The organism is Cupriavidus sp. 01L415, assembly GCF_056400065.1.
In genome coordinates, this window is sequence record NZ_JBFTSP010000026.1 from 1 (window position 1) to 23,515 (window position 23,515).

Annotated in this window: 23 protein-coding genes; 7 read left to right on the plus strand and 16 right to left on the minus strand. The window is 64.7% G+C overall.

The features are described 5' to 3' along the window. Positions 1-194: 194 nt before the first annotated feature. Positions 195-1,571 carry an adenylosuccinate lyase gene (gene purB / locus AC1DOX_RS25000; RefSeq protein ID WP_441624240.1) on the minus strand — a complete coding sequence of 459 codons (1,377 nt, stop codon included), beginning with the start codon at positions 1,569-1,571 and terminating at the stop codon, positions 195-197. 390 nt (positions 1,572-1,961) lie between these two features. Between purB and AC1DOX_RS25005 the strand changes: the two genes are divergently transcribed. Continuing rightward, a complete protein-coding gene (locus AC1DOX_RS25005; RefSeq protein ID WP_441624242.1) occupies positions 1,962-2,576 on the plus strand; it encodes a glutathione S-transferase C-terminal domain-containing protein in 615 nt (204 codons plus the stop codon). A 165-nt stretch (positions 2,577-2,741) separates the two neighbouring features. Here the strand turns inward: AC1DOX_RS25005 and mnmA are convergent, their stop codons facing one another. The 5 genes from mnmA to AC1DOX_RS25030 all read right to left on the minus strand — a co-directional run bounded on the left by mnmA (position 2,742) and on the right by AC1DOX_RS25030 (position 6,661). Next, a complete protein-coding gene (gene mnmA / locus AC1DOX_RS25010; protein WP_441624244.1) occupies positions 2,742-3,821 on the minus strand; it encodes a tRNA 2-thiouridine(34) synthase MnmA in 1,080 nt (359 codons plus the stop codon). Further along, positions 3,818-4,351 carry an NUDIX hydrolase gene (locus tag AC1DOX_RS25015; RefSeq protein ID WP_441624246.1) on the minus strand — a complete coding sequence of 178 codons (534 nt, stop codon included), beginning with the start codon at positions 4,349-4,351 and terminating at the stop codon, positions 3,818-3,820. The genes mnmA and AC1DOX_RS25015 overlap by 4 nt, the downstream gene beginning before the upstream one ends. Positions 4,352-4,432: 81 nt before the next feature. Next, positions 4,433-5,410: a 4-hydroxy-tetrahydrodipicolinate synthase family protein gene (locus tag AC1DOX_RS25020; protein ID WP_441624248.1), complete on the minus strand. Its 978-nt coding sequence runs from the start codon at positions 5,408-5,410 to the stop codon at positions 4,433-4,435. Further along, positions 5,397-5,741: a hypothetical protein gene (locus tag AC1DOX_RS25025; protein ID WP_092135293.1), complete on the minus strand. Its 345-nt coding sequence runs from the start codon at positions 5,739-5,741 to the stop codon at positions 5,397-5,399. Before AC1DOX_RS25025 ends, AC1DOX_RS25020 begins: the two co-directional genes overlap by 14 nt. Positions 5,742-5,863: 122 nt before the next feature. Further along, the gene (locus AC1DOX_RS25030; RefSeq protein ID WP_441624250.1) at positions 5,864-6,661 is read right to left on the minus strand and encodes a TorF family putative porin; all 798 of its coding nucleotides are present in this window, start codon (positions 6,659-6,661) and stop codon (positions 5,864-5,866) included. Between the two features lie 321 nt (positions 6,662-6,982). Between AC1DOX_RS25030 and AC1DOX_RS25035 the strand changes: the two genes are divergently transcribed. From AC1DOX_RS25035 to AC1DOX_RS25055, 5 genes are all read left to right on the plus strand, one after another. Beyond that, complete coding sequence (locus tag AC1DOX_RS25035; protein WP_441624252.1) at positions 6,983-8,104, plus strand: Re/Si-specific NAD(P)(+) transhydrogenase subunit alpha; 1,122 nt, start codon at positions 6,983-6,985, stop codon at positions 8,102-8,104. A 60-nt stretch (positions 8,105-8,164) separates the two neighbouring features. Next, positions 8,165-8,530 (plus strand): aspartate 1-decarboxylase, encoded by a 366-nt coding sequence (panD, locus tag AC1DOX_RS25040; protein ID WP_092135298.1) that lies wholly within the window; start codon positions 8,165-8,167, stop codon positions 8,528-8,530. 149 nt (positions 8,531-8,679) lie between these two features. Then, positions 8,680-9,003, plus strand: a complete 324-nt coding sequence (locus AC1DOX_RS25045) for an NAD(P) transhydrogenase subunit alpha part 2 (RefSeq protein WP_092135299.1) — start codon at positions 8,680-8,682, stop codon at positions 9,001-9,003. Continuing rightward, on the plus strand, positions 9,003-10,475 hold the full coding sequence (locus AC1DOX_RS25050; RefSeq protein WP_092135301.1) for an NAD(P)(+) transhydrogenase (Re/Si-specific) subunit beta: 1,473 nt from the start codon (positions 9,003-9,005) through the stop codon (positions 10,473-10,475). The genes AC1DOX_RS25045 and AC1DOX_RS25050 overlap by 1 nt, the downstream gene beginning before the upstream one ends. A gap of 271 nt (positions 10,476-10,746) precedes the next feature. Beyond that, positions 10,747-11,796 carry a response regulator gene (locus AC1DOX_RS25055; RefSeq protein ID WP_441624255.1) on the plus strand — a complete coding sequence of 350 codons (1,050 nt, stop codon included), beginning with the start codon at positions 10,747-10,749 and terminating at the stop codon, positions 11,794-11,796. A gap of 81 nt (positions 11,797-11,877) precedes the next feature. On the opposite strand, the gene AC1DOX_RS25060 is transcribed toward AC1DOX_RS25055, so the two are convergent. The 9 genes from AC1DOX_RS25060 to AC1DOX_RS25100 form a co-directional block, all read right to left on the minus strand. Further along, on the minus strand, positions 11,878-13,140 hold the full coding sequence (locus AC1DOX_RS25060) for a THUMP domain-containing class I SAM-dependent RNA methyltransferase (RefSeq protein WP_441624257.1): 1,263 nt from the start codon (positions 13,138-13,140) through the stop codon (positions 11,878-11,880). A 70-nt stretch (positions 13,141-13,210) separates the two neighbouring features. Next, the gene (locus AC1DOX_RS25065; protein WP_441624269.1) at positions 13,211-13,816 is read right to left on the minus strand and encodes a 2-hydroxychromene-2-carboxylate isomerase; all 606 of its coding nucleotides are present in this window, start codon (positions 13,814-13,816) and stop codon (positions 13,211-13,213) included. 60 nt (positions 13,817-13,876) lie between these two features. Next, positions 13,877-14,299, minus strand: coding sequence for a CopD family protein (locus AC1DOX_RS25070; RefSeq protein WP_092135307.1), 423 nt, complete (start codon positions 14,297-14,299; stop codon positions 13,877-13,879). Positions 14,300-14,355: 56 nt separating this feature from the next. After that, positions 14,356-15,636, minus strand: a complete 1,281-nt coding sequence (locus tag AC1DOX_RS25075) for a glutamate-5-semialdehyde dehydrogenase (RefSeq protein WP_441624260.1) — start codon at positions 15,634-15,636, stop codon at positions 14,356-14,358. A gap of 89 nt (positions 15,637-15,725) precedes the next feature. After that, positions 15,726-16,796 (minus strand): DNA polymerase III subunit delta, encoded by a 1,071-nt coding sequence (gene holA / locus AC1DOX_RS25080; protein ID WP_441624262.1) that lies wholly within the window; start codon positions 16,794-16,796, stop codon positions 15,726-15,728. 17 nt (positions 16,797-16,813) lie between these two features. Beyond that, positions 16,814-17,320, minus strand: coding sequence for an LPS-assembly lipoprotein LptE (locus AC1DOX_RS25085; protein ID WP_092135312.1), 507 nt, complete (start codon positions 17,318-17,320; stop codon positions 16,814-16,816). A 41-nt stretch (positions 17,321-17,361) separates the two neighbouring features. Further along, entirely contained in the window at positions 17,362-19,983 is a 2,622-nt protein-coding gene (leuS, locus tag AC1DOX_RS25090) for a leucine--tRNA ligase (RefSeq protein ID WP_441624265.1), read from the minus strand. A gap of 168 nt (positions 19,984-20,151) precedes the next feature. After that, positions 20,152-20,949 (minus strand): 4-hydroxy-tetrahydrodipicolinate reductase, encoded by a 798-nt coding sequence (dapB, locus tag AC1DOX_RS25095; RefSeq protein WP_441624267.1) that lies wholly within the window; start codon positions 20,947-20,949, stop codon positions 20,152-20,154. A 90-nt stretch (positions 20,950-21,039) separates the two neighbouring features. Continuing rightward, the gene (locus AC1DOX_RS25100) at positions 21,040-21,669 is read right to left on the minus strand and encodes an outer membrane protein assembly factor BamE (protein WP_477101558.1); all 630 of its coding nucleotides are present in this window, start codon (positions 21,667-21,669) and stop codon (positions 21,040-21,042) included. A 197-nt stretch (positions 21,670-21,866) separates the two neighbouring features. On the opposite strand from AC1DOX_RS25100, the gene fur reads away from it, so the two are divergent. Beyond that, on the plus strand, positions 21,867-22,298 hold the full coding sequence (fur, locus tag AC1DOX_RS25105) for a ferric iron uptake transcriptional regulator (protein ID WP_092135317.1): 432 nt from the start codon (positions 21,867-21,869) through the stop codon (positions 22,296-22,298). A gap of 65 nt (positions 22,299-22,363) precedes the next feature. Here the strand turns inward: fur and AC1DOX_RS25110 are convergent, their stop codons facing one another. Further along, positions 22,364-23,371 carry a LysR family transcriptional regulator gene (locus tag AC1DOX_RS25110; protein WP_477114071.1) on the minus strand — a complete coding sequence of 336 codons (1,008 nt, stop codon included), beginning with the start codon at positions 23,369-23,371 and terminating at the stop codon, positions 22,364-22,366. Between the last annotated feature and the right edge of the window lie 144 nt (positions 23,372-23,515).

Here is a 23,515-nt window from a genome sequence, read left to right on the forward strand (position 1 = left end):
CTGATACTGTGCTTCCGACTCAGCGACATGACCCCTCCAAAGCCGGACAAATACTCCTGGACCACTTGACGTTTGAACGCCTCATCGTACTTCGTCATGAAAAACACCCCAAAGGTTGGATGTATGTCCAACTTTTGGGGTGCAGTTCATTGCCAGCCCTCTTCCTTGAACGACGTGAACGACAGGAAAGCCGCTCAGATCTTGTTGGCCAGTTCCACGGCCTTGCCGATGTAGGTGGCCGGGGTCATCTCAAGCAGCAGCTTCCTGGCATCCTCGGGAATCGCCAGGCCCGACACGAAGGTCTGCAGCGCTTCACGGGAAATGCCCTTGCCTCGCGTGAGTTCCTTGAGCTGCTCGTAGGGATTGGGCACGCCAAAGCGGCGCATCACGGTCTGCACGGGCTCGGCCAGCACTTCCCAGCAGTTGTCGAGGTCTTCGTTCAGGCGTTCCGGGTTGGTTTCCAGCTTGCCCAGGCCGCGCAGGCAAGCTTCGTAGGCCAGCAGGCTATAGCCGAACGCCACGCCCATGTTGCGCAGCACGGTGGAGTCCGTCAGGTCACGCTGCCAGCGCGAGAGCGGCAGCTTTTCCGAGAGGTGGCGCAGCACCGCGTTGGCCAGGCCCAGGTTGCCTTCGGAGTTTTCGAAGTCGATCGGATTGACCTTGTGCGGCATCGTCGACGAGCCGATCTCCCCGGCCTTGGTCTTCTGCTTGAAGTAACCCAGCGAGATGTAGCCCCAGACGTCGCGGTTCAGATCCAGCAGGATCGTATTGGCGCGCGCGATGGCGTCGAACAGCTCCGCCATGTAGTCGTGCGGCTCGATCTGGATCGTGTACGGATTGAACGTCAGGCCCAGGCGCGACTCGATCACCTGCTTCGAGAACGACTCCCAGTCGAACGTCGGATAGGCCGACAGGTGCGCGTTGTAGTTACCCACGGCACCGTTCATCTTGCCCAGCAGCTCCACGCGCTCGATGCGCTCCAGGGCACGCGCGAGGCGCGCCGCCACATTGGCCATTTCCTTGCCGAGCGTGGTCGGGCTGGCCGGCTGGCCGTGCGTGCGCGACAGCATCGGCTGCGCGGCGTTCAGCCTGGCCAGTTCCACCAGGCGGGCGTGCACGCGCTTGAGCGCCGGCACGATCACGCCGTCACGGGCGCCCTTGAGCATCATGCCGTGCGACGTGTTGTTGATGTCTTCCGAGGTGCAGGCGAAATGGATGAACTCGCTGGCGGCTTCCAGTTCGGCGTTGCCCTTGACCTGTTCCTTGAGCCAGTACTCCACGGCCTTGACGTCGTGGTTGGTCACGGCCTCGATTTCCTTGATGCGGGCGGCGTCGGCTTCCGTAAAGTTGTCCACCAGCGACTGCAGCCTGGCTTCGGACTGCGCCGAGAACTTTGGCACGTCGGGCAGGCCGGCCTGCGCCAGCGCGATCAGCCAGTTGACCTCGACCTTGACGCGATTGCGCATGAAGGCCGCTTCGGACAGCCACTCGCGCAATGCATCGGCCTTGGCGGCATAGCGGCCATCGATGGGAGACAGGGCGGTGAGCGGCGAAAGGGAAGAGGTGGACATGCTGGCAACCGGGAGAAATGAGAGAGGACGGGAGGTCGTGCGGGGGCGCAAACCCAAATGGGGCGACTTCAAAATGACCGATCCGCCGCATCCGGCAGGCCGCGGGCGGCGTGCCGCGAGGGCCGGCCGGCATCGCGCAACGCGGGATTTTACCATCGGCCACCATGCCTGTGCGGCACGCCACGAATCCGGTGCCGCCATGCGTGCGCAGGGCCGCATTGGCCCGGCATTTGCAGGCGGGCGCGGGTATACTCGCGCTCGCCCATCCGGTAGCCTGTTATGAAGTGCATTGGGCATGCAGGGACGCGCCTGCAGGGACGCAACTGCCATACGCGCATCCCTCGTGCCAGAGAACGCCGATGCACTTCATAACAAGCTCAAGGGGAGAACATGAAGCTGTATGCGTCCCAGACCAGCCCGTACGCGCGCAAGGTGCGCGTGGTGCTGGCGGAAAAGAAGATTGATTACCAGATGATCGAAGAAAACGTCTGGTCGCCCGACACCACCATCGGCCAGTTCAACCCGCTGGGCAAGGTGCCTTGCCTGGTCATGGAGGACGGCGGCGCGGTCTTCGATTCGCGCGTCATCGCCGAATATGCGGACACGCTGTCGCCGGTCAGCCGGCTGATTCCCCAAGGCGGCCGCGAGCGCCTGGAAGTGCGCTGCTGGGAAGCGCTGGCCGACGGCCTGCTGGACGCGGCACTGCTGGTGCGCCTGGAAGGCACGCAGCGCGAGGCCGGTGAACGCAGCGAACGCTGGGTGCAGCGCCAGCGCGGCAAGATCGACGCCGCCCTGGCCGCGATGTCCTCGGGCCTGGCCGACAAGCCGTGGTGCACGGGCATTCACTACACGCTGGCAGACGTGGCCGTGGGCTGCGCGCTGTCTTATCTCGACTTCCGCTTTCCCGACATCGCCTGGCGCGAGCAGTATCCAAACCTCGTGGCCTTCGAGGAGAAGGTTGGCAAGCGGCAGTCGTTTATCGACACCGCTCCGCCGAGCGCCTGATTTCGCGCAGGGTTCGCGCGGATCTCACGCGCAATTCACGCTCCCCCGCCTCGACCCCGCTGCCGCCCGCCTGAAGGCCGATTCAAGGCCGCTTCACGGCGCTGGCGTCGGCCTTAACGCCTTGGTGCCTTAAGGCCTCAACACCACCGGCGGCGGGATCGTTCCCTACTGAATGATCCCGCCGCCGAGGCACACTTCCCCGTCGTACAGCACCGCCGACTGCCCCGGCGTCACCGCCCATTGGGCTTCGCCGAACGACAGCTTCAGCGCGTCGCCCGCCGCCACCTCGACCTTGCACGGCGCATCGCTCTGCCGATAGCGCGTCTTCGCGGCCATCGCCGCACCCTCCGCGGGCGCCTCCCCTGCCACCCAGGACAGGTCCGCCGCATCCAGCGTTGGCGTCAGCAGCCACGGATGGTCATGCCCCTGCACCACGTACAGCGTGTTGCCGGCCATGTCCTTGCGCGCCACATACCACGCGTCGCCATTGCCCTCGCGGCTGCCGCCCAGGCCGATGCCCTTGCGCTGGCCCAGCGTATAAAACGCCAGCCCGATGTGCTCGCCCACCAGCTTGCCTTCCGGAGTCTTCATGGGGCCCGGCTTGGTCGGCAGGTAGCGGTTCAGGAAATCGCGGAACGGCCGTTCGCCGATAAAGCAGATGCCGGTGGAATCCTTCTTCCTCGCATTGGGCAGGCCGATCTCCGCGGCAATCTCACGCACGCGGGTCTTCGGGATTTCGCCCAGCGGGAACAACGTGCGCGACAGCTGCGCCTGGTTCAGCCGATGCAGGAAGTAGCTTTGATCCTTGGTATGGTCGAACGCCTTGAGCAGTTCGAAGCGGCCATTCGCCGCCTGCCGCACGCGCGCATAGTGACCCGTGGCAATGGTCTCGGCACCCAGCGACATGGCATGGTCCAGGAACGCCTTGAACTTGATCTCCGCATTGCAGAGCACGTCCGGGTTCGGCGTGCGGCCGGCCGAGTACTCGCGCAGGAAATCGGCAAACACGCGGTCCTTGTATTCGGCCGCGAAGTTGACGGCTTCCACATCCACGCCGATCAGGTCCGCCACGGAAACCACGTCCAGCCAGTCCTGCCGCGTCGAGCAATACTCGCTGTCGTCATCGTCCTCCCAGTTCTTCATGAACAGGCCGATGACCTCGTAGCCCTGCTGCTTGAGCAGCCATGCGGTGACGGACGAGTCCACCCCGCCCGACATGCCGACGACAACACGCTTGCCGCTCATGACAAGGCTCCCGCCGAAGCGTCCGCGGCGTCCGCGGCATCCGAGCCCGCGACGGACGTCGGATGCGTATAGAGCACGTCCAGCGCAAACCGCTTGCCAGCCAGGTAGTCGTCGACGCAGGCCATCAGCAGCGGCGTACGATGGCGCTCCGGGCAGCCGCGCAGTTCCTCAGCGCTCATCCACACCGTGCGAACGATGCCGGTATCGAGCTGACGGCCGCTGTCGAGCGAACCCAGGTCGCCGGTAAAGGCAAAGCGCACGTAGGTGGTATCGCCCTGGTCGCGCGACGAACGCCCGCGGCTCATATAGCAGCCGAGCAAGGCGCGCGGCTCGAAGGTGTGCGCCGTCTCCTCCAGCGTTTCGCGGATGACGGCGCGGATCAGGCTCTCACCCGCTTCGAGGTGGCCGGCCGGCTGGTTCAGCCGCAAGCCGTCCGCGGTTTCCTCTTCAACCAGCAGGAATCGGCCGCCGCGTTCGATGACCGCGGCAACCGTGACGCTGGCGTTCCAGTCACGTGGCATGATGCACATTTTTTAAGCAATCCGGCATTTTACCGGTTGCCGGTGGATCGTGCATCGCCAGCCGGGAATGCCGTCGCGCCTGGCCTGGCGTCAGGCGGGCTGCGCCATGGAAGTCGCGCTCATGGATGCGTGCGGCGGTGGCAGCAACGCGATGGCCGCCTCGATACGAGCCACCAGCGCGCGCGTGGCCGGCGTGAGGGGGCGGCGCACTTCGGCGCGCGCCAGACTGCACAAGGCAAGCGCGGCCTTGACCGGCGCGGGATTAGGCTCGGCGAACATCAGGCCGATCAGCGGGGCCAGCTGGCGGAACAGCGCGCGTGCCGCCTCTTCCCGGCCGGTCCGCACCAGCTGAAGCAGGCGCACGAACAGGTCTGGCCGGATGTGCGCGGTCGCCGGCACCACGCCCGCGCCACCGGCCAGCAGGTGGTCGAGCATCGCAGCGTCTTCGCCGCAAAACACCGCCAGCGGGGCCGCCAACGGCAATGCCGGATGCGTCGCCAGGGATGCCCCCAACGGCGCCTGGCCTGCCAGCGCGCGCAATCCGGCCGGATCGCATTCCTTGATGGCGACGACCTGCGGATGCGCGGCCAGGCGCCGCGCGAGGTCTGGTGAAATCGTGCAACCGGTGCGCTTCGGCACGTTGTAGAGCATCAGCGGACGAGCCGTCTGGCTGGCCACCCGGCCCACGTGCCAGGCGATGCCTTCGTCGGACACGCGCAGGTAGTACGGTGGCGGCACGAGGTAGCCGGCAAGTTCGAACCGATCGAGCCGGCGGACCTGCTCGCACACCGATCGCGTATCCACCCCGCCGACGCCGGCCATCACCGGCACCGTGCCTTGCACGGCTTCCAGCGTCGCGGCGGCGACCATCAGCCGCTCCGGTTCCGACAGCAGGCCGCCCTCGCCTGTCGTGCCCAGGATGATCAGGCCATCCACGCCAGCGGCCGCATAGAAGGACGCCAGCCGCTGCGCGCCAGGGAGGTCGGGCTGGCCGCTGCGCAGCGGCGTCACCATCGGCAGCCACAACCCATCGGTCATCGCGCCGCGCGATCCGTCAGTGCGCCGCATGATCGCTCCCGAGCAGCGTCGTCACGCCGAACTCGGCGGCCGGCAGCGCGGTCATGATCGCGTGCATCGCCGCATCGCGGCCGCCGCGTTCCACTTCCACATGCAGCGTGGTCTCGTCGTGGCGATGATCGACTTCGACCACATAGACGCGGGCCTGGCTGCCGAGCGCACGATGCAGCGTTTGCCGCAGCATGAACACCTGCGCCGACGGCACCGCCAGCCGCAAGCGGATCCAGTGTCCGTCGCTCGCGGCGCAAGGCAAGGCGTCGCGGGCGATACGGCGGCGGGGAACGGTCGCGAAGGCTACGGCCAGGCTGGAGGTCTGTCGCATAAAGCGCGGATCCGCGCGCGGCGGATCGTCTGTTGAACATGGCTTTATGCTAGGGATGCGCGCCTCAATTTGATGCAGCAATCGCGGCCCGCCGCATCAACATCACGTAAAGACGTCAACGATCAGAACGCCTTGGTGATCGAAGCGAACGCCGTCGCCTTGCCCATGTAGCGGCCGTGCGAGTTCGTATAGACGCCGCGCTTCGCGTTCGTGTCGATGTATGCCACCGCGACGGTCAGCCCCTTGCCGAAGTCCTTGGTCAGGCCGATCTTCCAGTCCGTGTACGAGGCATCGCTGAAATGCTGCACGCCCTGGTAACCCACGTGCGCGTTGACGGTCAGGTCCCACACGTTCAGCGGCACATTGGCCGTGAGGTCGATGTAGTAGCTGTTCTTGCTGTCGGCGAATCCGAACAGGTTGGTCACCGCATGCGAATACTTGAGGAAAACGGGCCCGTAGCCGATGCCGGCGTACAGTTCGGTCGTGTACGGGCGCGTGAATCCGGCCGGATAGTCACCGGGGTGGTAGTACTCGAGTACGCCGACGTCATAGTTGAAGTCCAAGTCGGCCACCTTGAAGCTGTTCTTGAAACCGCCGTAGAAATCCATCTCGATCGGCGCGGACACTTCCGTATTGCTGTCCGAAAGCCAGCTGATGTTCGAATTCCAGTTGCCGAGATAGAAACCGCTTTCGTGCGCGTAGTCGAATCCGCCCTGGATGGCGGGGCGACGGTTGGTCTGCATGATGCCGCGGTAGCGATATTCGCTGGCGAGCGTGACGTTGGCGGTAAAGGTATGGGGCGACGCAGGTTCGGCGGAAGCCTGCGCCTCCTGGGCGAGGGCGGACGAAAACGGGGCAGCAAGGAGCACGGCGGCGGACAGCATGGCTGGCACCGAGGTCATCAGACGAGTCACGATCATGGCGTTGAGGTCAGTTTTTGGGAAAACGTCTAAAAGAGACGTGGCCGCCACGATACGGAGTGCCGCGTTAAATCGGCATCAAGATTGGACCTTGCCGCGCTATGTTTGAATCAAGAGGTAATCCGGGCTGCATAAAACGAGTCGTTTCATGAGTCGCAAAAATGAGTCACGGCGACCGCACAAATCGCCGACCGACCGGTCACCACCGAACGTAAGTTTCGGGTAAGCTGCGCAAAAAATGGTGCGCCGCGCCGCGGAGCCAACGGGTCAGGACGTCTGCCCGTCCATCAGATACGACGCCAGCAAAAGGAGAAATTGACGATGCATATCGGCATCCCGCAGGAAACGCGGGCAGGTGAGGCGCGCGTTGCCGCCACCCCGGAGACCGTCAAGAAGTACGTCGCACAGGGACACCAGGTCACGGTGCAGGCTGGAGCTGGCGTACGCGCGAGCATTCCCGACGCCGCGTTCGAGGCCGTGGGCGCCCGCATCGGCACCGCCGCCGAGGCGCTGGGCGCCGAGCTCGTGCTCAAGGTGCGCGCGCCGGACGACGCGGAACGCGCCCAGATCAAGCCGGGTTCCGTGCTGGTCGGCATGCTCAATCCCTTTGATATCGAAAACAACGCGCGCATGGCCAGCGCCGCCATCACGGCGTTCGCGCTGGAGGCCGCGCCGCGCACCACGCGCGCGCAAAGCATGGACGTGCTGTCGTCGCAGGCCAACATCGCCGGCTACAAGGCCGTGCTGGTCGCCGCTCACCACTACCAGCGCTTCATGCCGATGCTGATGACGGCCGCCGGCACGGTGAAGGCCGCCCGCGTGCTGATCCTCGGCGCCGGCGTGGCGGGCCTGCAAGCCATCGCCACCGCCAAGCGCCTTGGCGCCGTGATCGAGGCCTCGGATGTGCGTCCCGCCGTGAAGGAGCAGATCGAATCGCTGGGCGCCAAGTTCGTCGATGTGCCGTTCCTGACCGATGAGGAACGCGAGATCGCTCAGGGCGTGGGCGGCTACGCGCGGCCGATGCCGCCGGACTGGATGCGTCGCCAGGCGGAGCTTGTACACGAACGCGCGAAGCAGGCCGACATCGTCATCACCACCGCGCTGATCCCGGGCCGCAAGGCGCCTGTGCTGCTGCAGGAAGACACCGTCAGGCAGATGAAGCCGGGTTCGGTGGTGGTGGACCTGGCCGCCGCGCAAGGCGGCAACTGCCCGCTGACCGTGCCCGATGAGGTGGTGGAGCGCCACGGCGTCATCGTGATCGGCCATACCAACCTGGCCGGCATGGTCGCCGCGGACGCCTCGGCGCTGTACGCGCGCAACGTGCTGGACTTCCTGAAACTGATCGTCGACAAGGACGCTCGCTTCACGCTCAACCTGGAAGACGACATCGTCGCCGCCTGCCTGATGTGCAAGGATGGCCAGCTCGTCCGACAGGCCGCCTGATTCTCAACCGGCGCCGGTTCCGGCCGGCGCCAACCTGCCTCAATCAAGGACGTATTTCCCATGCAACGCATCATGCTCCGCGCCAAGCTCCACCGTGTCACCGTGACGCAGGCGGACCTCAACTATGAGGGCTCGTGCGGCATCGACGAGGATCTCCTCGACGCTGCCGACATGAAGGAGTTCGAAAAGATCGACCTGTACAACGTGCAGAATGGCGAGCGCTTTTCCACCTACATCATCAAGGGTGCCCGTGGCACCGGCGAGATCTCGCTGAACGGCGCCGCCGCGCGCCGCGCACACCTGGGCGACCATCTGATCATCTGCACCTATGCACCGATGAGCGACGAGGAAATCAAGACGTACAAGCCGCGCGTCATCCTGGTCGACGAGAAGAACCGCATCAAGGAAATCAAGAAGATCGACTGATCTTCCCGCTGACACCGCCACGCGCCGGGGAGCCATCCGGGCGTGGCCGCGCCGCAGCCAGCACGGCGCCAACGGCGGTCCCGCTTTTTGCAGTTCAAGTCGACACGACATACAGCCGCAGGAATTCGAAAGCAACGGAGGAGAAGTCGATGGAGATGGTGAACCACACGGTGATCAACCTGATCATCTTTGTGCTGGCAATCTACGTGGGATACCACGTGGTCTGGACGGTAACGCCCGCGCTGCACACCCCGCTGATGGCCGTGACCAATGCGATCTCGGCCATCATCATCGTCGGCGCCATGCTGGCGGCCGGCCTCACCGAAGGCGGCGTGGGCCGCATCATGGGCACGCTGGCCGTGGCACTGGCCGCAGTGAACGTGTTCGGCGGCTTCCTCGTGACCCAGCGCATGCTGGAGATGTTCAAGAAGAAGGAACCCAAGGCCAGGATCGAGCACAAGGAGGGCAAGTGATGACTGAACTCGTCAGCATGAACCTCGTCACCCTGCTCTACCTGGTGGCTTCCGTCTGCTTCATCCAGGCCCTGAAGGGCCTGTCCCACCCGGCCTCGGCCCGCAAGGGCAATGCGTTCGGCATGATCGGCATGGCGATTGCCGTGGTGACCACGCTGGCGCTGATCGTCAAGCTCAAGAACGAATTCCTCGCGGCCGGCGCGGCGCAGTCGTCGGTGGGCACGGGCCTGGCCTTGATCTTCGGCGCGCTGGTCGTCGGCGGTGGCATCGGCGCCTACGTGGCGCGCAAGGTCGAAATGACCAAGATGCCCGAACTGGTGGCGGCCATGCACTCGCTGATCGGTCTGGCGGCTGTGTTCATCGCGGTGGCCGCGGTGGCGGAGCCGGCGGCGTTCGGCATCACGCCGGCGGGTTCGCACCTGATCCCGACCGGCAACCGGATCGAGCTGTTCATCGGCTGCTTCGTGGGTGCCATCACGTTCTCGGGCTCGGTGATCGCGTTCGGCAAGCTGGCCGGACGCTACAAATTCCGCCTGTTCCAGGGCGCGCCGGTGGTGTTTGCCGGCCAGCACTGGCTCAACCTGCTGCTGGCCGTGGCCATGCTGGGCTTCGGCGTGATCTTCTTCATGTCGCAGGACTGGCTTCCGTTCCTGATCATGCTGGCCATCGCCTTCGTGCTGGGTGTGCTGATCATCATCCCGATCGGTGGCGCGGACATGCCGGTCGTGGTGTCGATGCTGAACTCGTACTCGGGCTGGGCGGCGGCGGGCATCGGCTTCTCGCTGAACAACCCGATGCTGATCATCGCCGGCTCGCTGGTGGGCTCGTCCGGTGCCATCCTCTCGTACATCATGTGCAAGGCGATGAACCGGTCGTTCTTCAACGTGCTGCTGGGCGGCTTCGGCGGCGCGACGGCGGCGACGGCGGCGGGCGCGCAGGCGCAACGCAACGTGAAGTCGGGCTCCGCCGACGACGCGGCCTTCCTGATGGGCAATGCCGAAACCGTGATCATCGTGCCCGGCTACGGCCTGGCCGTGGCGCGCGCGCAGCACGCACTGAAGGAACTGACGGAAAAGCTGGCCGAAAAGGGCGTGACCGTGAAGTACGCGATCCACCCGGTGGCGGGCCGCATGCCGGGCCACATGAACGTGCTGCTGGCCGAGGCCGAAGTGCCCTACGACCAGGTCTTCGAGATGGAAGACATCAACAGCGAGTTCGGCCAGGCCGATGTGGTGCTGGTGCTGGGCGCCAACGATGTGGTGAATCCGGCGGCCAAGACCGATCCGCAGTCGCCGATCGCCGGCATGCCGATCCTGGAGGCGTACAAGGCCAAGACCATCATCGTGAACAAGCGCTCGATGGCGGCCGGCTACGCGGGCCTGGACAACGAGCTGTTCTACATGGACAAGACCATGATGGTGTTTGGCGACGCCAAGAAAGTGGTCGAGGATATGTTCAAGGCCGTCGACTAAGGCATCGCTCAGGGGACGTCTCGCCGCTTAAGGAACGGTCCAGGATGCCGTTAATCCGGGACGAGGCGGCCGCGTCTCGTCCGGCCCCTGAATAAAGCGGCGCGAAGACCTGAAATCAACGAAATCGAAGACGTGCGGCCGGCAACCAACGCCGGCCGTTTGCTTTTTGGCGGCACAGTTGCGCGGCCACAGTGGCGCGTTATACTGGCCTGCCACGGCCCAGCAATCACCGATTCCATCGCCTGCTGTCGGCAGCAGATTTGATCGCACCATGACATTCAGCCCGCATGACAGGAACCTGTCGGTCTTCCATCACCCCGTGTTGACGGTGCTGGTGGACGATAGCAAATCGTTCATCGACAGCCTGGCGTTCCAGATGGATGCATCGCGCGCGGTGGTGAGCTTTACCGACCCGCGCGAGGCGCTGGCGTGGATTCGCGAGGCCTACGCCACACGGCATCCGGCCTTCCTGCCGGTGCGTGTCACGCACGACGACCTCACCTTCCTGAGCGAGCGCCGCACGGTGCAGCTGGATGTTGACCGCATCCATCGCCAGATCCACGACATCCACCGCTTCCTGCAGCCGGGCGTGATCGTAGTGGACTACTCGATGCCGCAGATGGACGGGCTGGAGTTTTGCCAGGCGCTGCAGGACCTGCCGTGCAAGACAATCCTGCTGACCGGCACGGCCGACGAAAGCATCGCTGTGCAAGGCTTCAACCACGGCCTGATCGACCGCTATGTGAAGAAGCACGATCCGAACATGGTGGCACGGCTGGACCAGGAGATCGACGCGCTGCAACAGCAGTACTTCACGTCGATTTCGCGCACGCTGCGCGACCTGCTGACGCGGCATTCGTATTCGTTCCTGTCGGACCCGGCCATGGCGGACCGCGTGCGGCAGACCGCCGCGCGGTACGGCTTTGTCGAGTACTACCTTTACCCGAATCCGGTGGGCATCCTGCTGCTGACCGCGCAGGGACATGCGACGTTGATGGTGATCGAAACCCGCGCGGGGCTGATGAACCAGGTGGAGTCGGCGGAAGCCTACGAGGCACCTGCCGCGCTGATCGAAGGATTGCGTGAAGGCCGCATCGTGCCGTTTTTCTGGCCCGGCAACGGCATGTACACACCGGCCTGTGCGGACTGGGAGCAATACTGCCTGCCAGCCGAGCGTTGCGAAGGGCGCGAGGAATATTTCTACGCGTTGTTCGATCTGCCGCGTCACCTGCTGCAGGAGCCGGTCATCAGCTTGCAGGGTTTCCTGGCCGATTTCGCACGCAGCCCGGAGACGATGACGGGGCGCAACAAGCACGCCTGACACGTCACGCCGTGACTGCGTGGCGCCGCGCTCGCCGCCGAGCGAGGCGCCACCTTCAATCCTTCAGACCCCTTCAGTCGTTCAGTCTTTTTTCGCTTCCGCGCGATTCCCGCCGCGCACCATATCGAACCGGAACAACCGGCACTCGATATTGCCGTTGAAGAGCGGCGTGCGGCGCGACTCCTTGAGTCGCAGGCGCTTCGGGAACGTGAGATCCCCGGTGAACACCCAGGCCTGCCAGCCCGCGAAATGCTGCTTGAGCGTGGTCGCGAAGGCGGTGGCGAACTGGTTGGCGGCGGCTTCCTCGGCCTCGTCGCGCGGCGCTTCCTGCTCCGGATTCCGGCGATCGCCGCGTACCGCAATCCGCTCGCCGTACGGCGGGTTCATCAGCATCAGGCCGGGTGCCTCGAAAGGTGGCTGGACGAAGCGGGCATCCACCTGCTTGAGCCTGGCATCGGCGGGGAGCCCCGCGCGCTGCCAGTTGGCCTGCGCCATCGACAACATGTCCGTGGAAATATCCGAACCGGCTATCTGCAGCCCCGCATTCCTGGCGGCAACCTGCTCGCGGGCTTGCTGGGCGTCTGCACGCAGCGCCTGCCACGCCTTGTTGTCGGCCCCCTTCAGCCATTCGAACGCAAATGTCCTCCCGCCCCCGGGTGCCAGGCCCAGCGCCACCTGCGCGGCCTCCACGAGGAACGTGCCGCTGCCGCACATCGGGTCGAAGAACGGGCGGTCCGTCTGGCCCTGCACCCAGCCGGCCAGTCGCAGGATGCCGGCGGCGAGGTTTTCCTTGAGCGGCGCCTCACCCTTTTCCATCCGCCAGCCGCGCTTGAACAGCGGCTCGCCCGTGGTGTCGAGATACAGCGTGCAGTCGAATTCGGTCAGGTGCGCATAAATCCGCACATCGGGACTGACCGTATCGACGCTAGGCCGCGCACCCAGGCGCTCGCGCATGGCATCGCAGACGCCATCCTTGACCCGCAGCGCCGTGAAATTGAGGCTGCGCAGCGGCGACTTGTGGGACGTGATATCCACGCGGATGCACTCATCCGGCGAGAACCACTGGTCCCAGCGCTGCTGCCGCGCCAGCGCGTAGATATCGTCCTCATGCCGGTAGCCGCGCTGAGCCACCCGCAGCAGCACGCGGCTGGCGATGCGCGAATGCAGGTTGACCGCGTATGCGGCGGCCATGTCGCCGGAGAACGGCACCCCGCCCGGCACCTCGCGATGCACCTGGAACGGCGCTGTGGCCACCACGGCCGGATACTGCGCGATTTCCTGCAGTTCCTCGGCCAGGGCGGATTCCAGGCCACGCGGGCAGGGAGCAAAAAAGGCTTGGGTCATGGGTAGAACATCCTGCAAACAAAAACGTCCGCCGTGGCGGACGGGGTGTGAGACTAGCCTAGCGGATCGCTCAGCCAGCCGCCAGCGCGCGGTCGAGGAACTCCAGCCGGTCCTGGCCCCAGTACGGCTGGCCATCGTGGACATACCAGGGCGCACCGAACACGTTCGCGGAAATCGCATCCTGCGTGTTCTGCGCATAGGCGGCCTGCACCGCCTGGGCTTCGCTGGCCTTGAGCAGGCCGGCGCCTTCCAGGCCGACTTCATCGGCGATCCTGGCAAGCGTGGCGGCATCGGCGATATTGCGTTGCTCGGCCCATATCGCGCGGCAGATCGCACCGGTCAGTTCCAGCGCGCGCTGCGTGCCGTGCGCCAGTTGCGCGGCAATGATCAGCTTTGCCGCAGCATCGCCGGACACCGGGAAAAACGTCGGGTTCAGGTGCATCGGAAGGCCGAGGAACTGGCTCCAGCGCTCTATTTCCACCAGCCGGTAGGCCTGGCGCTGCGGCGGACGCTGGGCCAGCGGCAGGCCGCCGGACACCGAGAACACCTTGCCGAGATCGCACGGCTTCAGCAAGACCTGGGCCTCGTGCCGGTTGGCAATTTCGACAAAGCGCGCGTGGCCCAGGTACACGAACGGGGACTGTGGCGCCAGGAAATACTCGACCTGCTTGCTCATCATGACCTCATGAAAGGCGTTTTGGGGACAACTGTGGACGGCTAGGAAATACTCGGAAATTCAGAACGGCTTGACCACAACGAGAATCACGATCGCCAGCAGGACCAGCACCGGCAGCTCGTTGAACCAGCGATAAAACTTGTGCGAACGCGTGTTGGCGCCCGCCTCGAATTTGCGCAGCAGCACACCACAGCCGTGGTGATACCCGATCAGCACCAGCACCAGCGCCAGCTTGGCGTGCATCCAGCCCTGCCCCGCACCGCGCCCGATGCCATAGCCCAGGTACAGCCACAGCCCGAAGATGACGGCCGGCACAGCCAGCATCGTCATGAAACGGAACAGCTTGCGCGCCATCAGCAACAGGCGCTGGACACCTGCCGGATCGGTCTCCATCGCCAGGTTGACGAAGATGCGCGGCAGGTAGAACAAACCGGCGAACCACGATATGACAAAGACGATATGAAACGACTTGACCCAGAGCATTGGAGATCGCGTGGAAAACGCTTGTTGTTGTCGGATGGCTGTCGATCGTCGCGGCGTCAGGTCCGAATCTCGCCGTGCCCGAACACCACGTATTTCAGGGACGTCAGGCCTTCCAGCCCCACCGGGCCGCGCGCGTGCAGCTTGTCGTTCGAGATGCCGATCTCCGCGCCCAGGCCGTACTCGAAGCCATCCGCGAAACGCGTGGAAGCGTTGATCATGACGCTGGCCGAATCCACCTCGCGCAGGAACCGCATGCCGGCGCTGTAGTTCTCGGTCACGATGGAGTCGGTATGGGCCGAGCCATATGTGTTGATGTGCGCGATGGCGTCATCCAGCCCGCCTACCGTGCGGATGGCAAGCACCGGGGCCAGGTATTCCAGGCGCCAGTCCTCCTCCGTGGCATCGACCAGCCCCGTGAACCCCGCGGCTTCCAGCGTGGCGCGCGTCGTCGGACATACGCGCAATTCGACACCCTTATCCTGGTAGATGCGGCACAGCGGCGGCAGCACGGTGGTGGCGATATTGCGCGACACCAGCAGCGTTTCCATGGTGTTGCAAGGCGCGTAGCGCTGGGTCTTGGCGTTGTCCGCGACGCGCACCGCCTTCTCCACATCGGCATCGTCGTCGATATAGACGTGGCAGATACCATCCAGGTGCTTGATCATCGGCACGCGCGCCTCGTCCATCAGTCGCGCGATCAGGCTCTTGCCGCCGCGCGGAACGATCACATCCACGTATCCGGTCATCGTGATCAGGCGGCCCACGGCGGCGCGGTCGGTGGTTTCAATCACCTGTACGGCCTCCGACGGCAGGCCGGCGGCAGCCAGGCCCTCGGCCACCAGTGCGGCCAGTGCCGTATTGGATTCGATCGCCTCCGAGCCGCCACGCAGGATCGTCGCATTGCCGGATTTCAGGCACAGCGCCGCAGCGTCGATGGTCACGTTCGGACGGGACTCATAGATGATGCCGATCACGCCCAGCGGCACCCGCATCTGGCCCACCTGGATGCCGGTCGGACGGTACTTCATGTTCGAAATCTCGCCGATCGGGTCTGCCAGCGCCGCGATCTGCTCGAGGCCGGCGGACATCGTGGCGATGGCCTTGTCCGACAGCGTCAGGCGATCCACGAAGGCAGCGTCCTGGCCATTGGCGCGGGCACGTTCCACATCGCGGGCATTGACGGCCTTGAGCTTGTCCGCATCGCGGCGGATGGCGGCGGCGATGGTCAGCAGCGCGCGGTTCTTGTCGGCCGTGGAAGCCCGGGCCATCGCGCGCGACGCCGCGCGGGCCTGCTGGCCGACGCGGTCCATGTATTGGTTGAGATCGAACTCGGTCATGATGGTGTCCAGGCGGTGCCCGGCTCTGCTGCGTGTGTTGTGCCGCGGGGGTGTCCGGCGCGGCTGCCGGATGGGTACGCTGTCTGGGTTCAGGCCGGCTTGGCGATCATCAATGCGAGTTGCTGCAGCCCGTCCCATGGCTCGGCTGGCAGGCTGCCGCCCAGGCCGCCGGCACCTGGCAGGTCGGCGAGGCCCTTGACCTGCCGATCCAGCCGCGCAGCCGTCGCCAGTGCAGCTTCCAGTTGCGGCATCGACAGCCGTTGCGCAGCCTGCGGCACCAGCCGCTCGCGCGGGCCCCAGACGCGCAGTTCGCGCATCAGCACGCCCGCCGGCTTGCCGGCCGCCAGCCCTTGCCGGACCTTGGATAATACGCGAATTTCCTCGGTCAGCGCCCACAGCACCAGCACCGTGGCCTCCCCCTCGCCGCGCAGCCCTTCGAGCATGCGGGTCAGGCGGGGAACATCGCCGCCGAGCATCGCCTCGGACAGCTTGAATACGTCATAGCGGGCCACATTGAGCACCGCATCGTGAATCTGGTCGAACGTCAGGACACCCGGTGGGTAGAGCAGCCCGAGCTTCTGGATTTCCTGGTGCGCGGCCAGCAGATTACCTTCGACCTTGTCGGCAATGAACTGCAGCGCCCGGCGGCCAGGCTCCCCGGGTTCCACGCGTTGCTGCTGTAAGGCCAGGCGATCACCGACCCAGGCCGGCAGGCGGGTCCGGTCCACGGCATCGACCTTGATCGACACCCCGGCAGACTCAAGCGCCTGGAACCAGGCCGACTTGGAGGTGGCAAAATCCAGCCTCGGCAGCGTCACCAGCATCACGACGTCCGGCGACGGCTGGGCCGCCACGGCACGCAGCGCTTCGCCGCCATCCTTGCCGGGCTTGCCGGAGGGGATGCGAATTTCGACGATCTTGCGATCGCCAAACAGGGACATCGACTGTTGCGCCTCGACCAGTTGCCCCCAGTGGAAGCCGCGCTCGGCCACCAGCACGTCGCGCTCGGAAAAGCCGGCCTCGCGTGCGGTGCGACGCAGCCGGTCCACGGCTTCCAGAACCAGCAGGTGTTCGTCACCGTGCACCACGTACAGCGGCGCCAGGCCCTTGGCCTGGGCCTGCTTCAGGTGGGCATCGAGTCCGTCGAGCTTGAGTTGCATCGTCGCCGCGGCGGCGTTCAGATGGCCTTGACCGAGGCCAGGCGGCGCAACAGCTGCTGCACGATATCGCGCTGCATGTCGCGATAGAGCTGCTGCTCCTCATAGTCCTTGGCCAAGGTGTTGGCTTCGTTGTAGGTCAGGTCGCGCGTCAGCACCAGTTGCGACGGCGGAATCAACTCCTTGCCGGCCGCATCGCGCAAGCGGAAGCTGAACCGCTGGGTCAGCCGGTATTCACGCACCACGCCCTCGGTCGTGATCGACAGGATCGACTTGGCGCGGGTGTCGCTCAGCACGTCCAGCAGTGCGTCCGCTTCCTTGGGATTATTGACGATCTGGGTGTCGGAGCCGTTTCGGATATTCCGCCGCAAATCCGCGCCCATCAGCGAATTTTCCGGAAGGCCGATATAGAGCCGCTTGAACGCGAAATCGGCGTTGCCGCGCATGTGAAAGCCGCAGCCTGCCAGCAAGCCGGCCGCCGCCATTGCTGCGAGCACCCTGCGGCGTTGCATGTTCGGTTGGTCCATACCAGGCGATTCCTTTGTTTCCCTTGGTGGGGTCTGCGGCGTCAAAGCACCACGTTGACCAGGCGGCCGGGGACGACCACGATCTTCTTCGGCGCGGCGCCCGCGGCATACTTCGCCACGGTCTCACTGGCAGCCGCCATCGCCTCGATGGCGGCGCGGTCGGCGTCGGCCGGCACCGTCAGGCTGCCGCGGACCTTGCCGTTGACCTGCAGCACCAGATCGATCTCGCTGCGTACCAATGCGGACTCGTCGACCTGCGGCCAGGCCGCGTCCAGGATGTCACCTGCCTCGGCGGCATAGCCGAGTTCCTGCCACAGGGCGTGAGCGATATGCGGCACCACCGGGTACAGCACGCGCAGCAGGACACCCAAACCTTCGCGGCGGGCGGCCGGCGATGCACCCTTGGCATCTTCCAGCGCATTCAGCATCTTCATCGTGGCGGACACCACGGTGTTGTACTGGATCCGCTGGTAGTCGTAGTTGGCCTGCTTCAGCACGCCGTAAAGCTCGCGACGCAGCGCAGCATCGTCAGCCGTCGTCGACGTGCCAGCACCGTCACGGACTGCCTGTGCATTGGCGAAAGCATAGTTCCACACGCGACGCAGAAAGCGCGAAGCGCCCTCCACGCCCGAACCGCTCCACTCGAGCTGCTGCTCCGGCGGGGCGGCGAACATCACGAACAGGCGCGCGGTATCCGCACCGTACTGGTCGATCAGCGCTTGCGGGTCGATGCCGTTGTTCTTGGACTTCGACATCTTTTCCACGCCGCCGATCACCACGGGCTGGCCATCGGTCTTGAGCGTGGCGCCCAGCGGACGACCGCGGTCGTCGGTCCGCACGTCGACGTCGGCCGGGTTGTACCACGTCTTCTTGCCGGCACCGTCTTCGCGATAAAACGTCTCATTGAGCACCATGCCCTGCGTCAGCAGGTTGGTGAATGGCTCGTCGAATTTCACCAGACCCAGATCACGCATGACCTTGGTCCAGAAGCGCGCATACAAGAGGTGCAGGATCGCGTGCTCGATGCCGCCGATGTACTGGTCCATCGGCATCCAGTAGTCGTTGCGGGCATCCACCATCGTGGTCGCGTCCGGGCACGTGTAGCGCATGTAGTACCAGCACGAGTCGATGAACGTGTCCATCGTGTCCGTCTCGCGGCGCGCCGGCTTGCCGCACGAGGGGCAAGTGCACTCCAGGAAGCGCGGGTCCTTGGCCAGCGGGTTGCCGGTGCCATCCGGCACCAGGTCCTCGGGCAGCACCACGGGCAGGTCCTTTTCCGGGACCGGCACCACGCCGCAGGCGTCGCAGTGGATCAGCGGGATTGGCGTGCCCCAGTAGCGCTGGCGCGAGATACCCCAGTCGCGCAGGCGCCAGGTCACCTTCTTCTCGCCCAGGCCCTTGGCGGCGAGGTCGGCGGCGATGGCATCCACGGCCGCCTGATAGCCCAGGCCGTCATACTTGCCACTGTGGGTGCATTTGCCGGCTTCCTTGTCGCCGTACCACTCTTGCCAGGCGTCGGTCGAAAAGGCCTGGCCCTTGACGTCGATGACCTGCCGGATCGGCAGATCGTATTTGCGCGCGAACGCGAAGTCGCGTTCGTCATGTGCCGGTACGCCCATTACCGCGCCGTCGCCGTAGGTCATCAGCACGTAGTTGCCGACCCACACTTCCACTTCCTCGCCGGTCAGCGGATGCGTGACCTTGAGGCCGGTCGGCATGCCCTTCTTCTCCATGGTCGCCATGTCGGCTTCCATGACCGAACCGTGCTTGCATTCGTCGATGAACGCAGCCAGCGCCGGGTTGCCGGCCGCCGCATGCGTGGCCAGCGGGTGCTCGGCGGCCACGGCGCAGAACGTCACACCCATGATGGTGTCGGCACGCGTCGTGAACACGTAGAGCTTGCCGTCGTTGATCAGCTTGCCTTCGGCATCCTGGATCTGGTGCGGGAAGGCGAAGCGCACGCCCACGCTCTTGCCGATCCAGTTCTGTTGCATCACCTTGACGCGCTCCGGCCAGCCCAGGCCGTCCAGGTCGCCCAGCAGTTCCTCTGCGTACTCGGTGATGCGCAGGTAGTACATCGGGATTTCGCGCTTTTCCACGATGGCGCCCGAACGCCAGCCGCGGCCGTCGATCACCTGCTCGTTGGCAAGCACCGTCTGGTCCACCGGGTCCCAGTTCACGGTGCCGGTCTTGCGGTAGGCGATACCCTTTTCCAGCATCTTCAGGAACAACCACTGGTTCCAGCGATAGTAGTCCGGGCTGCAGGTAGCGACTTCACGCGACCAGTCGATCGCCAGGCCCATCGACTGCATCTGCTTCTTCATGTAAGCGATGTTGTCGTAGGTCCAGGCGGCCGGGGCCACGCCGTTGTTGAGCGCGGCGTTTTCCGCCGGCATGCCGAAGGCGTCCCAGCCCATCGGCATCAGCACGTTGTGCCCGTTCATGCGCAGGTAGCGCGCCATCACGTCGTTGATCGTGTAGTTGCGCACGTGCCCCATGTGGAGCTTGCCCGACGGATACGGCAGCATCGAGCAGGCGTAGAACTTGGACTTTTCCTTGCCGTCGGGCCCGGCAGCGTGCTCGGCCACCTTGTAGGCATCGGTGGCCTGCCAGTGCTGCTGGGCGGCTTGTTCAACTGCGGAAGGAAGATATTTGTCTTGCATGGTCGGGACGACGGTCTGGACAACGGTCCGCGCGGTACTGGCGCGCCGCGTGGCCGGGGGATCGGATTTGCGAAAGACCCGATTATAACCGTGGCGGACACCCGCCACGGGCGGCGAAAAGTCTGAAAACAGCCCGCGTGCCGGGCTGTTTCATCGTGTGAATCAGGCTTACTTCAGACCCAACACGTCCTGCATGTCGAACAGGCCGCTCGGCTTGTCGGCCAGGTAGCGTGCGGCGCGCAACGCGCCTTCGGCGTAGGACTGGCGGCTCGACGATTTGTGGCTGATCTCGATGCGCTCGCCCACGCCGGCAAACATCACGGTGTGGTCACCGACGATGTCGCCGCCACGGACCGTGGCAAAGCCGATGGAGCTGGGATCGCGCGGGCCCGTGTGGCCTTCCCGCGCATAGACGGCGCACTCGTCCAGGTTGCGGCCAATCGCGTCGGCGATAACCTCGCCCATTTTCAGGGCGGTGCCGGACGGCGCATCGACCTTGTGGCGGTGGTGGGCCTCGATGATCTCGATGTCGTAGCCGGTGGAAAGCAGCTTTGCCGCCACTTCCAGCAACTTGAACGTGGCGTTCACGCCAACGCTCATGTTGGCGGCAAAGACCACGCCGATCGACTTGGCGGCGTCGGCCAGCGCCTGCTTGCCTGCGGCATCGAAGCCCGTCGTGCCGACCACCATCTTCACGCCCAGCCGCCTGGCCACGGCCAGGTGGGCCAGCGTGCCCTCGGGGCGGGTGAAGTCGATCAGGCAATCGGCACCGGCCAGGGCGGCTTCCACGTCCGACGTGATCTTCACGCCGGTGGTGCGCCCCAGGAAGAGGCCGGCGTCCTGGCCCAGCGCCGCCGCGCCCGGCACGTCCAGCGCCCCGGACAGCGAGACGCCGTCGGTGTCGAGAACGTATTCGATCAGCATGCGGCCCATGCGGCCGGATGCGCCTGCGATGGCGATATTCATGATGGTATGTGCGGTATCGGGTGTTTGGCCGCCGCCGGCGTGGGCGGCGCTGGGCGTCTTGGCGCGACCCCGGTGCGGGGTCGCAGGATGTCAGCTGGCAGGCTTGCCGGACGCGTCCGGCGCGGGGCTCGCGGCGGGTTGCGGCGCGGTGGTCGCCGGCGCGGCCGATTCCGCGGCCGGCGGCGTGGTCGTGGCCTCGTTCGGCGCTGCCGTCGCGGCAGCCTCGGTCGTAGCCGGCGGCGTCGTGGCGGCGGTGCTTGAATTCGTCACGGGCTTGCCAGACGTCTGATTGCGCTGGGCAGCCTTGAAGCCATCGATTTCGGCGATCAGCTCGTACTCGGACGGCAGCTCATCGCCGCCAAACTTGACCAGCTTGTCATCCTCGAAAAATACGGTGTAGCGGCGCTGCTGCACTACTGGCTTGCTGCCCCGGCGGAAGGAAAACACGTAGTCCCAGCGGTTGGCGTGGAAAACATCGGTCAGCAGCGGCGTGCCGAGCAGGAATCGGACCTGATCGCGCGTCATGCCTTCACGCAGCTGCGACACGGCTTCACGCGACACAAAATTGCCCTGTACGATGTTGATCCGGTACGGCGTGATGGCATCGGCCAGCTTGCGCGAGGTGTTGTCGTAGGTCGAGCAGGCACCCGCCAACAGGGAGGCCGCCAACAGGGAAAACACCAGCGACGGGCGCATGGCGGACGAACGGAATGAACGCATGTATCTCGCTTCCAGACGGGAATGGATGAGTGCCGGATCCGGCGCGCGCCCGCGGGCGGCTGGGGCCGGCACGGCCAGGCGCATCACGGGCAACGCCACGCAAGCAGCGCCGGGGCGCCATGGCACCGGGGCGACTTTTGTCGCCAAAACCCTTATGATTCAACTATCCAGACATTGTACTCTAGGGAGTCACGCCCATGCCGAGTCCGGCGGACCTCAAAAATATCGGCCTCAAGGCGACTGTCCCCCGCCTGAAGATCCTCGAGATCTTCCAGACCAGTGAACAGCGCCACTTGAGCGCCGAAGACGTGTACCGCATCCTGCTCAACGAGCATATGGATATCGGTCTCGCCACGGTCTATCGCGTTTTGACCCAATTCGAACAAGCGGGACTACTGTCGCGCAACAACTTCGAATCGGGCAAGGCGATTTTCGAGTTGAACGAAGGCAAGCACCACGACCACTTGGTGTGCCTCGATTGCGGTCGCGTTGAGGAATTCTTCGATTCCGAAATCGAGCACCGCCAGCAGAGCATTGCGCGCGAGCGTGGTTTTGCGCTGCAGGAACATGCGTTGTCGCTATATGGCAACTGCACCAAGAACGAGTGTCCCCACAAACCCAAACGATAAGCCGCGAGCGGGCCTTTGGCCCGGCGAGCGCGCAATAAAAAACCGGCGCCTGGTGCGCCGGTTTTTTATTGCCGGGTGATGCCGTTAATCCTGCTGCAGATCCTGTTCGGCCACCACGCGCAGATTGCGCGGCGCCGTGGCAGGCCAACGAATTCGCCCACCACCTGACGGAACAGGCCACGCGCCCAGACCAGCATCGGATGCGTGTTGCGGCTGCGGTGCCAGAACATATTCAGGCCCAGCATCGTGTTCAGTTCAGCCGGCAGCGGATATGCCTTCAGCCCGTAGGTTTCGCAGGCCATGTCCTTGGTCAGCGCATTGACCGTGAAAATCATGTCGGTCTGCGCTGCCAGCTCTGCCTGAGCCCGCCACGAGTGCACCGTCAGGGTGGCATTGCGCTTGAGGCCGCGCTGCTGCAGTGCGTAGTCCAGCGGAATCAGCGACGGCGCCGGACGGCCCGAGCCGCCCGAATGGGCCATGAAGATGTGGCTGCAGTCGAGGTATTGTTCGAGCGTGCAATCGCCCTTCAATACCGGATGATTCTTACGCGCGCATACCCACAGGCTCAGCGACGTCACCATCTCCTCGACGATTTCCGGATGTCGGGTCGGGAACGGCGAGAACGCCACGTCAAGCTCGTTCGCACGCATCGAAGCCACATCGGACTCCCACGAATGCGATTCGACCAGCCGGATATGAAGATCCGGTGCCAGTTGCTTGATGCGGAGAATATAGCGGTTGAAGACCGTATCGCCCAGTTCGGCGGCAAAGCCGATGTTCAGCGTACCGGTGGCGACGGCGGGATCGAAATTGTCCGCATCGCCTTCATTGATGGACGACCAAAGGTCAAGCATGTCCCGGATCTTGGGGCCCAGCTCGAGTGCCCGGGGCGTAGGCGTCAGCCCATGGGGCACGCGGATGAAAAGGGGATCGTCAAAGATTTCACGCAGGCGACCGAGCGAATGGGAGACGGCGGGCGCCGTCATGTGCATCTTCTCTGCCACATATGTGGCGTTTCGCTTGCTCAGCAGCTCGGTGAAAATCACCAGCAGCTTGGTATCCACGTTCACCATGATCAGGCCCGGTTTGTTATTTCCTGCGCTTCGATGGCCCCACCACTTTCACTGGCTGCACATCAGATATCAACAGATTCTTCCGAGTGTAAGAGAAAAAAACTACCTCGAAAAGCAAATTCATCATTTCTCGCACTATGAAAT